Source organism: Enterococcus sp. DIV0167 (assembly GCF_050541555.1).
Classification (GTDB): Bacteria; Bacillota; Bacilli; order Lactobacillales; family Enterococcaceae; genus Enterococcus; species Enterococcus faecalis.
The window spans coordinates 1,648,580-1,665,092 of record NZ_CP172933.1 but is presented as its reverse complement, the minus strand read 5'-3'; the positions used below and the strand labels follow the sequence as shown (position 1 = coordinate 1,665,092).

The 16,513-nt window shown below is 37.8% G+C and carries 19 protein-coding genes, 1 other RNA gene and 1 pseudogene; 17 read left to right on the top strand and 4 right to left on the bottom strand.

Going from position 1 to position 16,513, the window contains the following annotated elements:
* Positions 1–230 precede the first annotated feature (230 nt).
* The 9 genes from comGA (at position 231) to IGM09_RS08080 (ending at position 6,337) form a co-directional block, all read left to right on the top strand.
* Complete coding sequence (gene comGA / locus IGM09_RS08120) at positions 231–1,199, top strand: competence type IV pilus ATPase ComGA (protein WP_033625039.1); 969 nt, start codon at positions 231–233, stop codon at positions 1,197–1,199.
* A complete protein-coding gene (comGB, locus tag IGM09_RS08115) occupies positions 1,156–2,202 on the top strand; it encodes a competence type IV pilus assembly protein ComGB (protein WP_002356990.1) in 1,047 nt (348 codons plus the stop codon). Before comGA ends, comGB begins: the two co-directional genes overlap by 44 nt.
* Complete coding sequence (gene comGC / locus IGM09_RS08110; protein ID WP_002356991.1) at positions 2,202–2,477, top strand: competence type IV pilus major pilin ComGC; 276 nt, start codon at positions 2,202–2,204, stop codon at positions 2,475–2,477. The genes comGB and comGC overlap by 1 nt, the downstream gene beginning before the upstream one ends.
* Positions 2,474–2,920 (top strand): competence type IV pilus minor pilin ComGD, encoded by a 447-nt coding sequence (gene comGD, locus IGM09_RS08105; protein WP_033625038.1) that lies wholly within the window; start codon positions 2,474–2,476, stop codon positions 2,918–2,920. The genes comGC and comGD overlap by 4 nt, the downstream gene beginning before the upstream one ends.
* Positions 2,886–3,212: a type II secretion system protein gene (locus IGM09_RS08100; RefSeq protein WP_010775953.1), complete on the top strand. Its 327-nt coding sequence runs from the start codon at positions 2,886–2,888 to the stop codon at positions 3,210–3,212. The genes comGD and IGM09_RS08100 overlap by 35 nt, the downstream gene beginning before the upstream one ends.
* Positions 3,202–3,636 carry a competence type IV pilus minor pilin ComGF gene (gene comGF, locus IGM09_RS08095; protein ID WP_010707381.1) on the top strand — a complete coding sequence of 145 codons (435 nt, stop codon included), beginning with the start codon at positions 3,202–3,204 and terminating at the stop codon, positions 3,634–3,636. The genes IGM09_RS08100 and comGF overlap by 11 nt, the downstream gene beginning before the upstream one ends.
* Positions 3,636–3,989, top strand: a complete 354-nt coding sequence (gene comGG / locus IGM09_RS08090) for a competence type IV pilus minor pilin ComGG (RefSeq protein WP_033625037.1) — start codon at positions 3,636–3,638, stop codon at positions 3,987–3,989. Before comGF ends, comGG begins: the two co-directional genes overlap by 1 nt.
* A gap of 128 nt (positions 3,990–4,117) precedes the next feature.
* Entirely contained in the window at positions 4,118–5,125 is a 1,008-nt protein-coding gene (locus tag IGM09_RS08085; protein WP_002357063.1) for a class I SAM-dependent methyltransferase, read from the top strand.
* A gap of 24 nt (positions 5,126–5,149) precedes the next feature.
* Complete coding sequence (locus tag IGM09_RS08080) at positions 5,150–6,337, top strand: acetate/propionate family kinase (RefSeq protein ID WP_002357064.1); 1,188 nt, start codon at positions 5,150–5,152, stop codon at positions 6,335–6,337.
* A 111-nt stretch (positions 6,338–6,448) separates the two neighbouring features.
* Here IGM09_RS08080 and IGM09_RS08075 read toward each other — a convergent pair whose 3' ends face one another.
* From IGM09_RS08075 to IGM09_RS08060, 4 genes are all read right to left on the bottom strand, one after another.
* Entirely contained in the window at positions 6,449–6,922 is a 474-nt protein-coding gene (locus tag IGM09_RS08075; RefSeq protein ID WP_002357065.1) for a universal stress protein, read from the bottom strand.
* Positions 6,923–7,099: 177 nt separating this feature from the next.
* The gene (locus tag IGM09_RS08070) at positions 7,100–7,432 is read right to left on the bottom strand and encodes a hypothetical protein (protein ID WP_002357068.1); all 333 of its coding nucleotides are present in this window, start codon (positions 7,430–7,432) and stop codon (positions 7,100–7,102) included.
* A 7-nt stretch (positions 7,433–7,439) separates the two neighbouring features.
* A non-coding RNA gene (ssrS, locus tag IGM09_RS08065) (6S RNA) lies at positions 7,440–7,633 on the bottom strand.
* 72 nt (positions 7,634–7,705) lie between these two features.
* Positions 7,706–8,983 carry a replication-associated recombination protein A gene (locus tag IGM09_RS08060; RefSeq protein ID WP_033625035.1) on the bottom strand — a complete coding sequence of 426 codons (1,278 nt, stop codon included), beginning with the start codon at positions 8,981–8,983 and terminating at the stop codon, positions 7,706–7,708.
* 128 nt (positions 8,984–9,111) lie between these two features.
* Between IGM09_RS08060 and IGM09_RS08055 the strand changes: the two are divergent.
* The 8 genes and pseudogenes from IGM09_RS08055 to hisS all read left to right on the top strand — a co-directional run bounded on the left by IGM09_RS08055 (position 9,112) and on the right by hisS (position 16,503).
* A pseudogene (locus tag IGM09_RS08055) lies at positions 9,112–9,787 on the top strand (DNA-3-methyladenine glycosylase).
* Positions 9,744–10,229, top strand: a complete 486-nt coding sequence (locus tag IGM09_RS08050) for a DUF3013 family protein (protein WP_010713278.1) — start codon at positions 9,744–9,746, stop codon at positions 10,227–10,229. Before IGM09_RS08055 ends, IGM09_RS08050 begins: the two are co-directional and overlap by 44 nt.
* Positions 10,230–10,244: 15 nt before the next feature.
* Positions 10,245–11,192 (top strand): 50S ribosomal protein L11 methyltransferase, encoded by a 948-nt coding sequence (prmA, locus tag IGM09_RS08045; protein WP_002357075.1) that lies wholly within the window; start codon positions 10,245–10,247, stop codon positions 11,190–11,192.
* A gap of 1 nt (position 11,193) precedes the next feature.
* Positions 11,194–11,946, top strand: a complete 753-nt coding sequence (locus IGM09_RS08040) for a 16S rRNA (uracil(1498)-N(3))-methyltransferase (RefSeq protein ID WP_010713279.1) — start codon at positions 11,194–11,196, stop codon at positions 11,944–11,946.
* A gap of 214 nt (positions 11,947–12,160) precedes the next feature.
* Positions 12,161–14,374 (top strand): RelA/SpoT family protein, encoded by a 2,214-nt coding sequence (locus IGM09_RS08035; protein ID WP_002357079.1) that lies wholly within the window; start codon positions 12,161–12,163, stop codon positions 14,372–14,374.
* 23 nt (positions 14,375–14,397) lie between these two features.
* Entirely contained in the window at positions 14,398–14,844 is a 447-nt protein-coding gene (gene dtd / locus IGM09_RS08030) for a D-aminoacyl-tRNA deacylase (protein WP_002357080.1), read from the top strand.
* Positions 14,845–14,983: 139 nt separating this feature from the next.
* Positions 14,984–15,205: a hypothetical protein gene (locus IGM09_RS08025; RefSeq protein ID WP_002383130.1), complete on the top strand. Its 222-nt coding sequence runs from the start codon at positions 14,984–14,986 to the stop codon at positions 15,203–15,205.
* A complete protein-coding gene (gene hisS, locus IGM09_RS08020) occupies positions 15,202–16,503 on the top strand; it encodes a histidine--tRNA ligase (RefSeq protein WP_002362049.1) in 1,302 nt (433 codons plus the stop codon). The genes IGM09_RS08025 and hisS overlap by 4 nt, the downstream gene beginning before the upstream one ends.
* Positions 16,504–16,513 lie beyond the last annotated feature (10 nt).

Below are 16,513 nucleotides of genomic sequence, written 5' to 3'. Positions count from 1 at the left end.
CGGATTATCATAGTTTTTCTCAAAAATTTTGTGATTCAGAGAAATTTTTGAAAACTAAACGCAAGATTTTTTTAGTATAATACTAAGTGTCTAGGAGTTCCACTATTTTGGGGAAGATAGATGGACAGCGCAAACTTCAAAAAAAGAACCTTCATCTTACTGGTGAAGGTTCTTTTTTTTGCTGAAATCATAAAATAAATGCGTAGTTTATTAGTGAGAGGAGGAAATGAATGACTGAAAATGTAAAAAAATTAGCTCATCAATTAATTGAATGGGGCGTCCTTCATGGGGCGCAAGACGTTTATTTTTTACCCAATGATACTGAAATAGCCATCTCTTTTCGGACAGGGATGCAACGGACACCTTACACACAAGTTTCCGCAGAAATAGGCGAAAAGTTAATTTTCCACTTTAAATTTATCGGCGGCATGGATGTCGGAGAAAGACGAAAAGCACAATTAGGCGCGACAACTTATCTAATTGGCGAGACGAAGCAACGCTTGCGTTTATCATCTGTGGGAGATTTTCAGAATCGAGAGAGCTTGGTAATTCGTTTTTTGCACCGATTTGGTGAACAAGCTGAACATTTTTTCTTTCCCCACCAGCTGAATGAAATTGAAGCATCTTGTCAGAAACGAGGACTTTATTTATTCAGTGGGCCAGTTGGTTCTGGGAAAACAACAACCATGTATCGTGTGGCTAAACAAAGAAGTGGCGAACAACAAGTGATAGCGATTGAGGATCCTGTTGAAATTGAGGAAAAGCAGTTTTTACAGTTGCAAACAAATGAAAAAATTCAGTTAACGTACGAAGCCTTGATCAAAGTTTGCTTGCGCCATCATCCTGATATTTTGATTATTGGTGAAATTCGTGATGGCGAGACGGCTCAAGCAGTTATTCGAGCCGCCTTAACGGGTCATACTATTTTTGCGACAATTCACGCCCGTAACTTATTGGGGGTGCAACGGCGTTTGATAGAATTAGGTGGCCCAGAGCATGAATTGGCTGAATGCTTGCAAGGTATCATTTATCAACAGATTTTGACAACCACGATTAATAAGGAACAAGCAACGGGAATTCTTTATGATTATTTCTTCTTTAAGGAAGCCGTTATAAAGAGTAGTTGGCAAAAGAATCTAAGAAAGGCGTGGGCGTATGGGTTTATTACAGAAAAAACGTATTTTCAAGCCATCGAATAAATTAACGAAAAAACAACAGCAGCTTTTTCTGAAACTATTAGCGGATTTACTTGCAAATGGTTTTAATATACAAGAAAGTTTTTCCTTCATGAAAAAATCAAACGCATTACCTCAGCACAGTATAACTTTTTTAGTTGAAGGCTTTTCCTCAGGCATTGCCTTACAAGCTTTAGTCGAAGAATTAGGATTTTCAACAATGGTCTCGGCACAATTGTCGTTTGCTACCGCACACGGGGATTTGGTAGGGACACTACAAGCGATTTCCGAACATTTTTTTCAAACGGAAAAATATCGGCAACAGTTCTATAAAATAATTAGTTATCCGCTGCTCCTGATTGTTTTTTTGATTCTCGTCATTGTTGGTATTCGGCAATTTTTATTGCCCCAATTAATGGAAAATGATGCCAATAGTTATTCTAAAAATATTGGGATTCTTCTGATTGTTTACAGTCCATACATTCTGGTTACCTTAGTTTTTGTCCTCTCATTTAGTTTCTTCATTTTAAACCGTTATTTGAAGCATCAGTCTGCTATTCAGCGGGCCTTCGTATATCTGAAACTGCCCATTATCCGTGGCCTTTATCGGGAATACGTCAGTGCTTTTTTTGCACTAGAATGGGGGAAGTTGCTTGCGCAAGGATTAGAAATGAAAGAGGTCATCGATTTGATGCGCCATACAACCAATTACCCCTTAATGAAAGAATTAGCTGGAGCGATTAGTGAAGGACTGCTAGTTGGTGAAACCTTACATAGACAATTAGCTGCTTATCCTTTTTTTACAAAAGCATTGGGTTTAATGATTCAACAAGGAGAAGTAAAAGGAAAATTAGGCAAGGAGTTGATGGTTTATAGTAATGTCTGTTTCCAAGGTTTTTTCAAAAAAATTGAACGAGTCATTACTCTCGTTCAACCACTTATTTTTATCATAATTGCTTGTTTAATTATCGGTGTTTATGGGGCAATGTTGCTGCCTATTTATGGCAATATGGAAGGAGTTTTATAATGAAAAAGAAACAAAAATACGCGGGGTTTACATTATTAGAAATGTTGATTGTCTTATTGATTATTTCCGTATTGATTTTACTTTTTGTCCCTAACTTAGCGAAACATAAAGAAACAGTTGACAAAAAAGGCAATGAAGCAATCGTAAAAATTGTAGAATCACAAATCGAGCTCTACACACTAGAAAAAAATAAGACGCCTTCCTTAAATGAATTAGTCAACGAAGGCTACATTACTAAAGAGCAGTTAGATAAATATACAGCAGAAAAGCAATGAACAAGTCAGCAGGATTCACATTAATGGAAACACTTGCTAGTTTAACGATTGTTTGCTTTATGACTATGCTCCCAACACTCGCTATTCACCGCTGGCAAGAAACATTAAAAATTGAACAGTTTCTTGCTACGGTAGAAAAACAACTTCGTTTTGCGCAACAGCAAGCAATTGTTTTAGAGGAAACACAAGAAGTTTGGTTTTTTGAAGAACAACAAAGCTTTTCATTTCCTGATAAATTTAACCAATCAGCTCGAAGGACTTCGCTAGCTGTACCTGAAAAAATGACAGTGAGTGGCCCAAGCAAACTCAGTTTTCTTCATTCGTCAGGGAACAATGGCCGTTTAGTGAAATATATTTTTACTTGGACTGAAAAGAAACAGCAACTTATTTTACAATTTCAGATGGGGAGTGGCAAATATACGAAGAAAATTAACTATTTATAGCGGTTTTATTTTATTAGAGAGTCTCGTTAGTTTTAGTATTGTATGTGTGGTAGCAGGGATATTCTCCCTGACTATTACACAATTAATTCAGCAAAATTATCAACGGGAGCAAGAATTAACGCGCACTCGTCTAGGATACGAAGCAATTTTATTTTTAGAGCAGACGGGTGATTTACGTTTCAAAGAGCGGATATATCAAGGAGAAACTTACCGATTTTCTTTGATGGAGAACGAGGGAAGAAGGATACTAAAAGTTACAGATTCAAGAGGAGCGATTTTGATTGGTCAATAAAAAATATGCGGGTTTTACGATGTTAGAGTGTTTAGTGGCACTAGTCGTTTTAAGTTGTATGTGTCAATTGTTTCAGTTGATGATTCAACAAAGTTTTATCGGAAATCAATATTTGAAAAACAATGATTCGAAATCCTGGCATATTTTTTTAATTCAATTAGAAAAAGAATGTCAAAAGCTCGTTTTCCAAACAGGCTCTGCTCAAGAGATTTCTTTCCTCGACTCAGAAACAAACAAGACTATTTCAATTCAAATCAAAGAAGATAAAATTATTAAGCGAGTCAATGGTAAAGGTTACCAACCGCTGTTAATTGGTATCAAAAATGGACAGTTTAAAAATGAAGGACAATCGTTTACTTTGGAAATTACTTTTACTTCTGGAAAAACATTTGATAGTTTTTTTCCAATAAAGGGAGAATTTTAATGAGGCAAAAATATTCAGGAAACTTATTGTTCACGGCCATGGCCTTTGTTTATTTGATGAGTTTTCTCGCCCTTCTGTTACTAGAAGAACGTCAGTTAACACAAAAATTTACGCAAGCTACCCAGGAATACTATGCAGGGCAAAGTATCCTTCATTTATTTCTTGCAGATGTTAAACAAAATAGACGAAAGTTTAAAACAGAAGAAAGGCTCGTATACGCGCAAGTGACCCTCGATTATACGTACAAAAATGAACAATTAAGAATAACTGTTTTATTAAACAAATCTGGTCGAAAATACCAATATCAAGAGAGAGTTTCTCATCAAAAAAAAGCGGAAACAATACTGGAATAGCGTTGTTTTTCTACAAATTATTAGATTTTAGAAGAAAGACAGTAAAGGCATTGATTATTCTTTCTTTTTTCGTTAAAATAAAACAGGTATGGAAGTTGTTACATTTTGAATAGAATAGAGGTGCTAATTTGTTCCCAGAAAAAATTGAAGAGGCTTTCGAGCCAATGGAACAAGCAATCCAGTTATTGCAACAGTCATTGGATACTTCTTTTTTAGATGCGTATATTGAAAATGGTGAAAATATTTTAGATGATTTTCAAGTACGAGTACTTGACGGAGTACCTAATCCAGAGACAGTGAAACAATTAGAAACGCTGTATCATACGATTAAAAAAATTGATTTAGCTCCTGAAGATGTGCGACGCTTGTCCCAATTACTTTTGTTAAAAGGAACGAGAAAAGAGCAGCTTCAAGCAAATCATCAATTGACACCAGACGGTATTGGCTTTTTGTTTGTTTATTTAGTAGAACAATTAACAAATAAATCAGAGCCATTAAAAATTTTAGATCCTGCTTCAGGAATGGGAAATTTACTGTTAACGGTTCTGCTGAACCTTGAAACAGCTGGTTACAAAGTTTCTGGTTATGGTGTGGATATCGATGAAACACTTTTGGCAGTATCTTCTGTGAACAATGCTTGGTCACAAGCCAATATTCAGTTGTTCCATCAAGACGGATTGCAAGATTTGTTATTGGATCCAGTTGATTTAGCATTAAGTGACTTGCCGATTGGCTATTATCCAAATGATGAGCGAGCAAAGGGATTTGCTGCTGCTGCGGAGGAAGGCCATAGTTATGCGCATCATTTATTAATGGAGCAAGCTATGAAATACGTGAAGCCAGCAGGGTTTGGCTTATTCTTAATCCCGACCAATATTTTAGAGACTGAGCAAAGTGAATTCTTTAAAAATTGGTTGACAAAAAATGTCTATTTACAAGGAATGATACAGTTACCTGATGAATTGTTTAAGTCAGAACAATCACGTAAAAGTATCTTGCTTGTTCAAAACAAGGGTGCAGATGCTGAGCAAGTGAAGGAAGTTTTGTTAGCAAAACTTGCCTCTTTGAAAGATATCAATAAAGTAACGGAGTTCTTTAAACAATTTGAAGCTTGGAAAGCTTCAAATTTAAAATAAAATAGTAACGAAGAGGAGAAAATTATGTCTAAAACAATTGCAATTAATGCAGGTAGTTCAAGTTTAAAATGGCAATTATACCAAATGCCAAATGAAGAAGTGATCGCTAAAGGAATCGTTGAACGTATTGGCTTAAAAGATTCTATCTTCACAATTAAATATGGTGAAGGACAAAAATATGAAGTAATTGTTGATATTGATAACCATGAAGTGGCAGTAAAAATGTTACTAGACCAATTAATCGACTTAAACATTTTAGGTTCTTATGATGAAATTACTGGTGTTGGTCACCGTGTAGTTGCTGGTGGAGAAGAATTTAAAGATTCTGTTGTTATTACAGACGAAGTATTAGAAAAAATTGAAGCTTTATCTGAATTAGCACCTTTACACAACCCAGCGAATGCAATGGGAATTAAAGCATTTAAACATATCTTACCAGAAATCATTAGCGTGGCAGTCTTTGATACGTCGTTCCACACAACAATGCCAGAACACAACTATTTATATAGTGTACCGCGTGAATACTATGAAAAATTTGCTGCACGTAAATATGGGGCACATGGAACAAGTCATCGTTATGTCTCTCAACGTGCTGCAGAAATGTTAGGTCGTCCAATTGAAGACTTGAAAATTATCACTTGTCACTTAGGAAATGGTGCTTCAATCACTGCAGTTGATGGTGGTAAATCAGTTGATACATCGATGGGCTTCACTCCTCTTGCTGGCGTTACAATGGGGACTCGTTCAGGGGATGTTGATGCGTCACTATTGCCTTATTTAATGACAAAACTTGGCTTGACTGATGTACAAGACATGGTTGATATTTTAAACAAAAAATCTGGTTTATTAGGTTTAACAAATGGTTTATCAAGCGACATGCGCGATATTCAATCAAACTTAGATAAACCTGAAGTTCAAACAGCATACAACATTTTTATCGATCGTATTCGTAAATACATTGGTAGCTATGTCACTGTTATGAATGGCGTTGATGCGATTGTCTTTACTGCTGGAATCGGTGAAAATGCAGTGGGCGTTCGTAAAGATATTATTGATGGCATGACTTGGTTTGGTTGTGAAATCGATGATGACAAAAATAATGTACACGGTGAAGAAGCAGTTATCTCAACTGATGATTCAAAAATCAAGCTTCTATTAGTACCAACTGACGAAGAGTTAATGATTGCCCGTGACGTAGAACGTCTAAAATAATTAAACGAACACACCTTGTGAGACGCTCTCACAAGGTGTGCTTAATAGGTCAATAAAGAGAAACTGAGCCAACTATCAAAAGTGATAGTTGGCTCAGTTTCTTTTTATTCTTTATTTTTCTTCATTTTTTGGTAATTTGTTGTCTAAATCCGTCCGTACAACGAGAACATCGCAGCTAGCGTTACGGATAACTGATTCAGAGACAGAGCCAATAAATAAACGCTCAACGGCATTTAATCCAGTTGCTCCTAACATAATTAAATCAATGTTGTATTCTTTTGGTAATTCTTTGGCAATAATGTTCTTAGGAGAACCATAGGCTAGAACGCTAGAGACTTTTGTTTGTCCCATATCCACCGCTTGTTGTTGGTAGGTGTCTAAGGTTTCTTTTGCCATTGACATTGCTTCTTCTGCTAGCGCACCATCAAAAGAGGACACTGATTGGAAAGAGCGCGTATCAACAACATGTGCTAATAGTAATTCAGCATCGTTTCGTTTAGCGACGTTGACCGCTTTTTTAAAGGCTAAGTCTGCTTCGTCAGAACCATCGATTGCTATCATAATTTTTTGATATTGTTGTAACATAATAACCGCTCCTTTCAGCGTAAAAAAAATCATTAATTGTTTCTATAATAATTGTAAAACAAACAAAGAAAAAAAGAAACTGAAACCGCTTCTTTTTTTCTGAATATTGGCATTTTTTTGTAAAAAAAACTTCGTTCAAAAAAATCTTTTTGAACGAAGTTTTAAATTCATCGTCTTTTATGACATTTTTTTTGCAAAAGTTAAACTAAACAACGTTGAAAGTAATAAAACAAAAAAGATAAAACCAATTGACAATAACGGGCGATTAAAAATAGCCGCTAGAACACCTAGAATGGCGATAATCAAGTAATAACGCCCAAAACGTTCGATAAACTGTTGACTTTCTGTTGCAGTTTCTTTTTTTAAGAGTGGTAAAAAAGCTGCACTTTTCTTCATCAAATAATAACTGGCTACGCCTGTGACAACGGCGAGTAATAGTACGAGTATACGAATCATCTTGTCCTCCAAAAAAAAACAACTTGCCAGAGCAAATTGTTTAGAAATCTTCATGAAAATGGTAAAATCCGTCGATGCCGGTAATCGTCCTAGAGTATTGAACCCGCAAGATAAGCAGGTGGGTTCCTCGATCGCAGTATTGAACTACCAAAAGAAAAGGCATGTTACCAACTTTGATACAAGCAGGATCCCTAGATATCAATAAAAATGTTCGGTCAACACAGTGAAAGGACAACGCGTACATCACAGATTTACCATCTTTATAATAGCATACTCTCTCAAAATCGGCAACGAGATTGTTTCTTTTTTTGAAAGCGTATTATTTTGTTATTTTTTCTGTTTCCATTCTTGGATACGCTTGAGTTGCTGATGTAAGGCTTGTTCATATTTACCAATATCAATCGGTTCGTAATAACGTGCCTCTTTTAATTTGTCAGGTAAGTATTGCTGATCGACCCAACCGTTTTCAAAATTATGTGGGTATTGATAACCAATACCACGGTTTAATTCTTTGGCTCCAGCATAGTGGGCATCACGCAAATGATCAGGAACGTCTCCCACAGAGCCTTGTCGAATATCTGCCAAAGCAGCATCAATCGCTGTGACTGCAGAATTTGATTTTGGCGATAAACATAAATCAATGACGACACTGGCTAGAGGAATTCTAGCTTCTGGAAACCCTAGCTTTTCGGCGGCTTGAACAGCGGTGACCGTCCGAGCGGCCGCCGCAGGATTCCCAAGACCGATATCCTCGTAAGCAATGACCATTAAACGACGACAAATAATCGGTAAATCACCTGCTTCAACCAAGCGCCCTAAATAATGAAGTGCAGCATCTACATCGCTTCCTCGAATCGACTTTTGGAAAGCGGAAATTACATCATAATGGGCATCGCCATCTTTATCATGGGTTAAGGCTTTTCGTTGCACGCACTCTTCAATAATCGGTAAGGTGATCTTAATTTCGCCTTGTTCATTTTTGGGTGTTGATTTAACAGCTAATTCTAGTCCATTTAGCGCACTACGTAAGTCACCGTTCGTTGCGCGTGTCAAATGTTGTAATGCTTTTACTTCTAAGTGGACGGGATAATCGCCTAAGCCACGTGTGCTATCGGTTAAGGCTTCTTGAATCGCTTGCTGAATGTCTGTTTCTGTTAAGGGCTTTACTTCAAAAATTTGCGTGCGACTACGAATCGCAGGGTTAATTGTGATATATGGATTTTCGGTAGTGGCTCCAATCATAATAATTCGTCCGTTTTCTAAATGAGGGAGCAAAAAATCTTGTTTTGTTTTATCTAATCGGTGAATTTCATCAAGCAGTAAAATCACTGTGCCACTCATTTTGGCTTCTTCAGCAACGATTTGTAAATCTTTTTTGGTGTCTGTGGCCGCGTTCAACATGCGAAAGGCATAATTTGTTGAACCAGCGATTGCGCTGGCAATACTGGTTTTTCCAGTGCCAGGCGGCCCATAAAGAATCATCGATGAAAGCATTTTGGCTTCGACCATCCGACGAATAATTTTACCAGGGCCGACTAAATGTTGTTGACCAACTACTTCGTCTAAGTGACGAGGTCGCATTCGATAGGCTAAAGGTTGTTGCATAAAAGGACCTCCTTTTTCATAATCATCTTATTATAACATAAAGAACGTACATTCGCTTTTTGGTGGTTTTTTGGGTTTTAGATGGATATAGCGGAAGGTTTCGTGTATGATAGGGAGTGGTGAAAGAAATGAAAGAAACGATAAATATCTTTAACACAAAAACAACTGAAGAAGTGGCACAATACTTGTTAGGGATGTATTTAGAGCACGAAACAGCAACAGGTGTTTTAGGTGGGTACATTGTGGATGCAGAAGCTTATTTAGGTCCTGATGATGAGGCGGCCCATAGCTTTGGCTTGAGAAAAACGCCACGCTTACAAGCCATGTATGACAAACCAGGCACGATTTATATATATTATGCACACGCATTTAATTTTAAATATGGTGACACAAGAACAAGGCAAACCACAAGGGGTGATGATCCGCGCGATTGAACCTGTTGAAGGTGTCGATAAAATGATTGAAAATCGCCAAGGACGTCAAGGCGTGGAATTGACCAATGGACCAGGTAAATTAGTTGCAGCCTTAGGAATTGATAAGCAATTATATGGGCAGTCGATTTTTTCTAGTTCGTTACGGCTCGTGCCAGAAAAACGAAAATTTCCGAAAAAAATTGAGGCACTACCACGAATTGGAATTCCCAATAAAGGTCGTTGGACAGAGTTGCCTTTAAGATACGTCGTGGCTGGCAATCCATATATTTCTAAACAAAAAAGAACAGCAGTAGACCAAATAGATTTTGGCTGGAAGGATGAAGAAAATGAAAAAAGCAACAATGCTCACATACTTAGAGGAACAACTTGAAAAACACTTAGCAGATTACGAAGTAGGCCTTGATTGGGATCGCAAAAACCATACCATCGAAGTCATTGTTCGTTTATATGCAGAAAACAATGAACAAGTGGCGATTGATGATGTTGACGGTACGCTTTCAGAAGAAGAATTCATTGAATTTGAAGATGGCTTGTTATTTTATAATCCGCAAAAGTCAGTCGTTGATGATGAAGAGTATTTAGTCACAATTCCTTATGAAGGAAAAAAAGGGCTACGCAAAGCAGTTTTAGACGGATTCATTCACTATTTAAAAGTGGTTTTAGATGAAGGGCAAAGTGATTTGTTAGACTTTTTATCAGATGAAACAGCGGAAGTTTTTGAATTGCATTGGGAGCCAGCAGATTTTGAAGCGATGATTAAAAAAGTGGCAGAAACAGAAAAAGAACAATGGATTGCGTATCCAAGTTATTAATTTAGAGGTGAGAACATGAAGTGGACAGAAGTAAAAGTAGAAACGGCTAGCGAAGCAGTTGAAGCAATTTCAAACATTATGATGGAAGCTGGCGCAAGTGGCGTGGCCATTGAAGATGCGTTGGACATTGAAAATTTTGAAAGTGATCTGTATGGGGAAATTTTAGATAAAGAGCAATTCACCCACATTAAAGAAGGGGCGATTGTGATGGCTTATTTTCCTGAAACAACCTTCTTACCAGAAATTTTACCATTTATGAAAGAAAATATTTTACGCTTGCCTGAGTACGGCTTATCCATTGGTAAAAACGAAATGACAATTAGTGAAGTAGCAGAAAGCGACTGGGCAACTGCTTGGAAAAAATATTATCATCCTGTCCGTGTCACACGATTCTTAACGATTGTGCCAAGTTGGGAAGCCTATCATGCACAAGATGAAGCAGAAAAAATTATCACATTGGATCCGGGCATGGCTTTCGGTACAGGCACGCATCCAACGACTCGTTTAACCTTGCAAGCTTTAGAAACTGTTTTACGTGGTGGCGAAACAGTTCTAGATGTAGGGACGGGTTCTGGTGTTTTGAGTATTGCAAGTCGCTATTTAGGGGCTAAAGACGTCTACGCATATGATTTAGATGAAGTAGCAGTTGCAGCGGCAAAAGAAAATATGGATTTAAATCCCATTGCGGCCGATGTTCATGTGTCAGCCAATGATTTACTAAAAGGGATTGACCATTCTGCTGATGTAATCGTCGCAAATATTTTGGCAGATATTATTGTGTTAATGATTGAAGATGCTTGGCGTTTGCTAAAACAAGACGGTACCTTCATTATTTCTGGAATTATTGAAGATAAAAAAGCAATGGTTTTAGAAGCACTAACGAAAGTCGGTTTTGTGGTGGACCAACTCTTTAATCAAGGCGACTGGTATGCGATTATCTTGAAGAAACCAGAGGAAGAGTAAAATGCAACGGTATTTCATGAAAGAAGATTATCAAGAAAAAGATTTGTATAAAGTCGCAGATGAAAACTATCATCATATTGTGCGGGTTATGCGAATGACGCCGAATGATCGTTGTTATTTAGTATTTCAAAATAAAACTGCCATTTTAGCTGAGATTGTGGAAATTGATCCAACGTCTGTTTACTTTAAAGAAATTAGTAAAGAAGAAATGGACAAAGAATTGCCAATTGAAGTGACGATTGCGTGTGGGTTACCAAAAGGGGACAAGTTAGAATGGATTGTTCAAAAAGGCACGGAGCTAGGTGGCAATCAGTTTATCGGCTTTCCTGCGAAAACTTCCGTTGTCAAATGGGACCACAAAAAAAGAGCAGCCAAAGAAAAAAGATTACAAAAAATTGCCACAGAAGCGGCGGAGCAATCGCATCGGCAGCAGACACCAAATGTTTCTTTGGTGGAAAAAACACAAGAAATCATTGCGCAATTTGACTCATATGACACAGTCTTGGTTGCGTATGAAGAATCAGCAAAACAAGGAGAAAAAAGTCAGTTAGCACAAGTATTATCCACTTGCCAGCCAGGCGCACGTTTGTGTGTGCTCTTTGGACCTGAAGGTGGCTTTGCGCCGCAAGAAATTGAACAATTTCTGCAGGCTGGGGCGAAACTTTGCGGGTTGGGTCCGAGAATTTTACGAGCAGAAACAGCACCGTTGTATCTTTTAAGTGCGGTTAGCTACCAAATGGAACTTTTAAATTAAACGAAAGCCCGCCTGTAAAATTCTTGTAGGCATTCTCTTTGAATAAACAGAGAGTAAAAAAGCGACAGTGATTGAAATTTAAGGGAAATTTAGTATAATAGAGTTGTTGAAAGTGCTACTGTTTCAAGTGGTACTTTTCTTTTTTATTAAAATAGATAAAACGTGAACGAAGTGTTCTTTATCCAAAGGTCACCTTCATAGAGGAGTGAATACCATGCCAAAAGAAGAAATACTGACAGGCCCAGCGGTCATCAAAATTGTAAGTACCTATATGGGACCAGAACATGTTGAGTTGGTTCAAAAAGCATTAACTTATGCTGAAAAAGCACACGAAGGTCAAGTCCGACAATCAGGTGAACCTTACATCATCCATCCGATTCAAGTGGCAGGCATTCTGGCTGAATTACATATGGATCCCCATACTGTAGCAACAGGATTTTTACATGATGTTGTCGAAGATACGGACGTAACACTGGACGATTTAAAAGAAGAATTTGGCGAAGACATCGCAATGTTAGTCGATGGCGTAACGAAACTAGGAAAAATTAAATATAAATCTCATGAAGAACAATTAGCTGAAAATCATCGAAAAATGTTATTGGCAATGGCGCAAGATTTACGGGTTATTATGGTGAAACTAGCCGATCGTTTGCACAATATGCGCACATTAAAACATTTACGTGAAGATAAGCAACGACGGATTGCACAAGAAACTTTAGAAATTTATGCACCTTTAGCACATCGCTTAGGGATTAGTCGAATTAAATGGGAATTAGAAGATACGGCCTTACGTTATATTAACCCCAACCAATACTATCGAATTGTTAATTTGATGCAAAGTAAACGCGATGAACGTGAAGCTTATGTGGCAGAAGCAGTCGAAGATATTCGTTTAGCTACGGAAGATTTAGAAATTTACGCAGAAATATATGGTCGACCAAAACATATTTATTCAATCTATCGTAAAATGAAGGACCAAAAGAAACAATTTAATGAAATCTATGACTTATTAGCCATTCGTGTTATTGTCGATTCCATTAAAGATTGCTATGCCGTGTTAGGGGCGATTCATACACGTTGGACACCAATGCCAGGTCGCTTTAAAGATTATATTGCTATGCCAAAAGCGAATATGTATCAGTCTATCCATACGACAGTTATTGGGCCAAAAGGGAATCCAGTAGAGGTCCAAATTCGGACCCATGAGATGCACCAAATCGCCGAATTTGGGGTGGCGGCTCACTGGGCCTATAAAGAAGGCAAAGCGGAAAAAATTGAAACAGATGAACTGACGAAGCAAGTCGATTGGTTCCATGAAATTATTGAATTACAAGATGAAAGCTACGATGCTTCTGAATTTATGCAAGGTGTGAAAGAAGACATTTTTAGCGACAAAGTCTATGTCTTTACGCCAAGTGGAGATGTAACCGAACTGCCAAAAGGCTCCGGACCACTAGATTTTGCCTACAGCATTCATACTGAAATTGGGAATAAAACAACCGGTGCGAAGGTCAACGGCAAAATGGTACAGTTAGACTATGTCCTAAAAAATGGGGATATTATTGAAGTCCTAACATCACCGAATTCTTTCGGACCTAGTCGCGACTGGCTGAAAATGGTTAAAACAAGTAAAGCCAAAAATAAAATCAAACGTTTCTTTAAAGAACAAGACCGTGAAGATAACATTATTAAAGGGCATGATGCTGTCATTAAATACATGACAGAAATCGGCTTTACACCGAAAGAATTTTTAACGAAGAATAAAATGGCGGAAGTGCTAGATAAATTTAAATTTCAAACGGAAGATGATTTATTTGCGGCAGTAGGTTATGGCGAAGTAAGTGCGCAAGTAGTGTGCAATCGTTTAACAGAAAAAGAACGCCGCGAACAAGAGTTGGAACGTCAACGCCAAGAAGCAGAAGAGTTGTTAAATCAGCCAGCTAAAAAAGAATCAGAAAAAATGAAAGTTCGTCATGAAGGCGGCATCGTGATTCAAGGGGTGGACAACCTATTGATTCGTTTAAGCCGCTGTTGTAATCCAGTGCCTGGTGATGAAATCGTTGGTTACATTACCAAAGGACGGGGCGTTTCAATTCATCGTGCGGACTGTCCTAACGTACAACATCAAGAAGAATTAGCACAACGTCTAATTGAAGTTGAGTGGGAAGATACCGAGCACAGTCGCAAAGAATACGCTGCCGATTTGGAGATTTACGGCTATGATCGTAGTGGCTTACTGAGTGATGTTTTACAAGTCATTAGTTCGATGACAAAAAATTTAGTCGGCGTTGAAGCTCGTCCATCCAAAGATAAGATGGCCCAGATTCATGTCACTGTGAAAATTCAAAACCTTTCTCATTTAAAAACCATCGTTGACAAAATTAAAAGTGTACCAGATGTTTATAGTGTTCGTCGAACCAATGGGTAAGTGTTAAAAGTGAGGCAAAAAAGATGAAAGTAGTTATTCAAAGAGTCAGTCAAGCACAAGTTGCGATAGAAGAGCAGATAGTGGGACAAATCAAACAAGGCTTCATGGTGCTGGTGGGCATTCATCAAGAAGACACGCCAGAAGATGTGGCTTATGTTGTTGGCAAAATCAGTAAATTACGTGTTTTTGAAGATGACGAAGGAAAAATGAATCGCAGTATTCAAGAGATTGAAGGATCAATTTTGAGTATCTCTCAATTTACCCTCTATGCAAAAACTAAAAAAGGCAATCGTCCCAGTTTTATTGAAGCGGCTCGTCCAGATGTGGCGATTCCTTTGTATGAATTATTTAATCAACAATTAGAAGCAGAAGGAATAGCGGTAGCCACAGGAGAATTTGGCGCGGATATGCAAGTGTCGTTGACCAATGATGGTCCAGTGACCATTGTGATTGATACACGAGAAAAATAATTGATTTTCCTGTCGGAAACCCTTGACTTTCTAAGAGAACTTTAGTAGTTTATAGATAATATTAAAAATCTACGAAGGAACGAGTAAGTTTCATCTGTCTGCGAAGAGAGAGTTGCCGTGGCTGAGAGCAACTTCAACAGTGAAAGTGAAAGACATTCTGGAGATGGACGGAAGAAAAGCCGTCCCGTTACGAGCGTTAATCGTTGAGGAAAGAGTCAAATCTTTCAAAACTAGGTGGTACCGTGTAAAAGAGACTTTTACGCCCTTGTATGTTCAACATACAAGGGCTTTTTTCATTTTTAGAAAAAAGAAAATGGCGCACACATTTTTGTGGAATGATAGAAGGAGAGAAAGACAATGAGTTATCAAAAACCAAAAGGAACAAACGATATTTTGCCAGGAACTTCTGAAAAATGGCAATTTGTGGAAGAAACAGCTCGTTTGATTTTTAAAGATTATCAATACCAAGAAATCAGAACCCCGATTTTTGAACATTATGAAGTGATATCTCGCAGTGTTGGCGATACTACAGATATTGTTTCAAAAGAAATGTATGATTTTTATGATAAAGGAGACCGTCACGTGACGCTACGTCCTGAGGGGACAGCGCCAATTGTTCGGGCCTTCGTTGAAAATAAATTATATGGTCCGGAATATACGAAACCATATAAAACCTATTACATGGGGCCGATGTTCCGCTATGAACGCCCACAAGCTGGTCGTTTGCGTCAATTCCATCAAATTGGTGTGGAAGCATTTGGTAGTGAAAACCCAGCATTGGATGTTGAAATTATGGCTATGGCTTTGGACTTCTTCAAACAATTAGGCATCCAACAAATCAAATTAGTTATTAATTCCTTAGGGGATAAAGAAACACGTGCTACGTACCGTCAAGCATTAATCGATTATTTAGAGCCCCATATGGCAGAATTAAGCGAGGATTCACAACGTCGCTTACACGAAAATCCATTGCGGGTGTTAGACAGCAAAGATAAAAAAGACAAGGTGATCGTCGCAGAAGCGCCCTCCATTTTAGATTATTTAAATGAACCATCTAAAGCACATTTTGAAGCAGTAACTGATATGTTAGATTTACTAGAAATTCCTTATGAAATTGATAGTAATATGGTTCGCGGCCTGGATTATTACACACACACAATTTTTGAAATTATGAGTGAAGCGCCTAAAATGGGTGCGCAATCAACTATTTGTGCAGGAGGCCGATACAATGGTTTAGTTGAAGAATTAGGCGGCCCAGACACACCAGGTTTTGGTTTTGGTATGGGCATTGAGCGAGTGTTGTTAACAATGGAAGCTGAAGAAGTTGTGATTCCAGCGTTATCTGAATTAGACGCATATGTGGTTGGGATTGGTTCAGAAACCAACGTCGCAGCTTTGCAACTTGTTCAAAGCATTCGTAACTTTGGTTTCTCAGCTGATCGTGATTACATGAATCGCAAACCAAAAGCGCAATTTAAAACGGCCGATAAATTACAAGCAAAATTAGTTTTAACAATCGGTGAAAATGAATTGAATGAAGGCATTGTCAACGTAAAATCAATGGCAACACGCGAAGAAAAAGCCTTCCCGTTAAGTGCTATTCATGATTCATTTGATGAAGTGTATGACGAAATGATGACAAAAATGATTGAAGAATAAAAAGGAGAGA

Coding starts and splice junctions, on each gene's coding strand:
- comGA (WP_033625039.1), top strand. CDS start 231: ATGACTGAAAATGTAAAAAAATTAGCTCATCAATTAATTGAATGGGGC.
- comGB (WP_002356990.1), top strand. CDS start 1,156: ATGGGTTTATTACAGAAAAAACGTATTTTCAAGCCATCGAATAAATTA.
- comGC (WP_002356991.1), top strand. CDS start 2,202: ATGAAAAAGAAACAAAAATACGCGGGGTTTACATTATTAGAAATGTTG.
- comGD (WP_033625038.1), top strand. CDS start 2,474: ATGAACAAGTCAGCAGGATTCACATTAATGGAAACACTTGCTAGTTTA.
- comGG (WP_033625037.1), top strand. CDS start 3,636: ATGAGGCAAAAATATTCAGGAAACTTATTGTTCACGGCCATGGCCTTT.
- IGM09_RS08080 (WP_002357064.1), top strand. CDS start 5,150: ATGTCTAAAACAATTGCAATTAATGCAGGTAGTTCAAGTTTAAAATGG.
- IGM09_RS08075 (WP_002357065.1), bottom strand. CDS start 6,922: ATGTTACAACAATATCAAAAAATTATGATAGCAATCGATGGTTCTGAC.
- IGM09_RS08070 (WP_002357068.1), bottom strand. CDS start 7,432: ATGAAGATTTCTAAACAATTTGCTCTGGCAAGTTGTTTTTTTTTGGAG.
- IGM09_RS08060 (WP_033625035.1), bottom strand. CDS start 8,983: ATGCAACAACCTTTAGCCTATCGAATGCGACCTCGTCACTTAGACGAA.
- IGM09_RS08050 (WP_010713278.1), top strand. CDS start 9,744: ATGAAAAAAGCAACAATGCTCACATACTTAGAGGAACAACTTGAAAAA.
- prmA (WP_002357075.1), top strand. CDS start 10,245: ATGAAGTGGACAGAAGTAAAAGTAGAAACGGCTAGCGAAGCAGTTGAA.
- IGM09_RS08040 (WP_010713279.1), top strand. CDS start 11,194: ATGCAACGGTATTTCATGAAAGAAGATTATCAAGAAAAAGATTTGTAT.
- IGM09_RS08035 (WP_002357079.1), top strand. CDS start 12,161: ATGCCAAAAGAAGAAATACTGACAGGCCCAGCGGTCATCAAAATTGTA.
- dtd (WP_002357080.1), top strand. CDS start 14,398: ATGAAAGTAGTTATTCAAAGAGTCAGTCAAGCACAAGTTGCGATAGAA.
- hisS (WP_002362049.1), top strand. CDS start 15,202: ATGAGTTATCAAAAACCAAAAGGAACAAACGATATTTTGCCAGGAACT.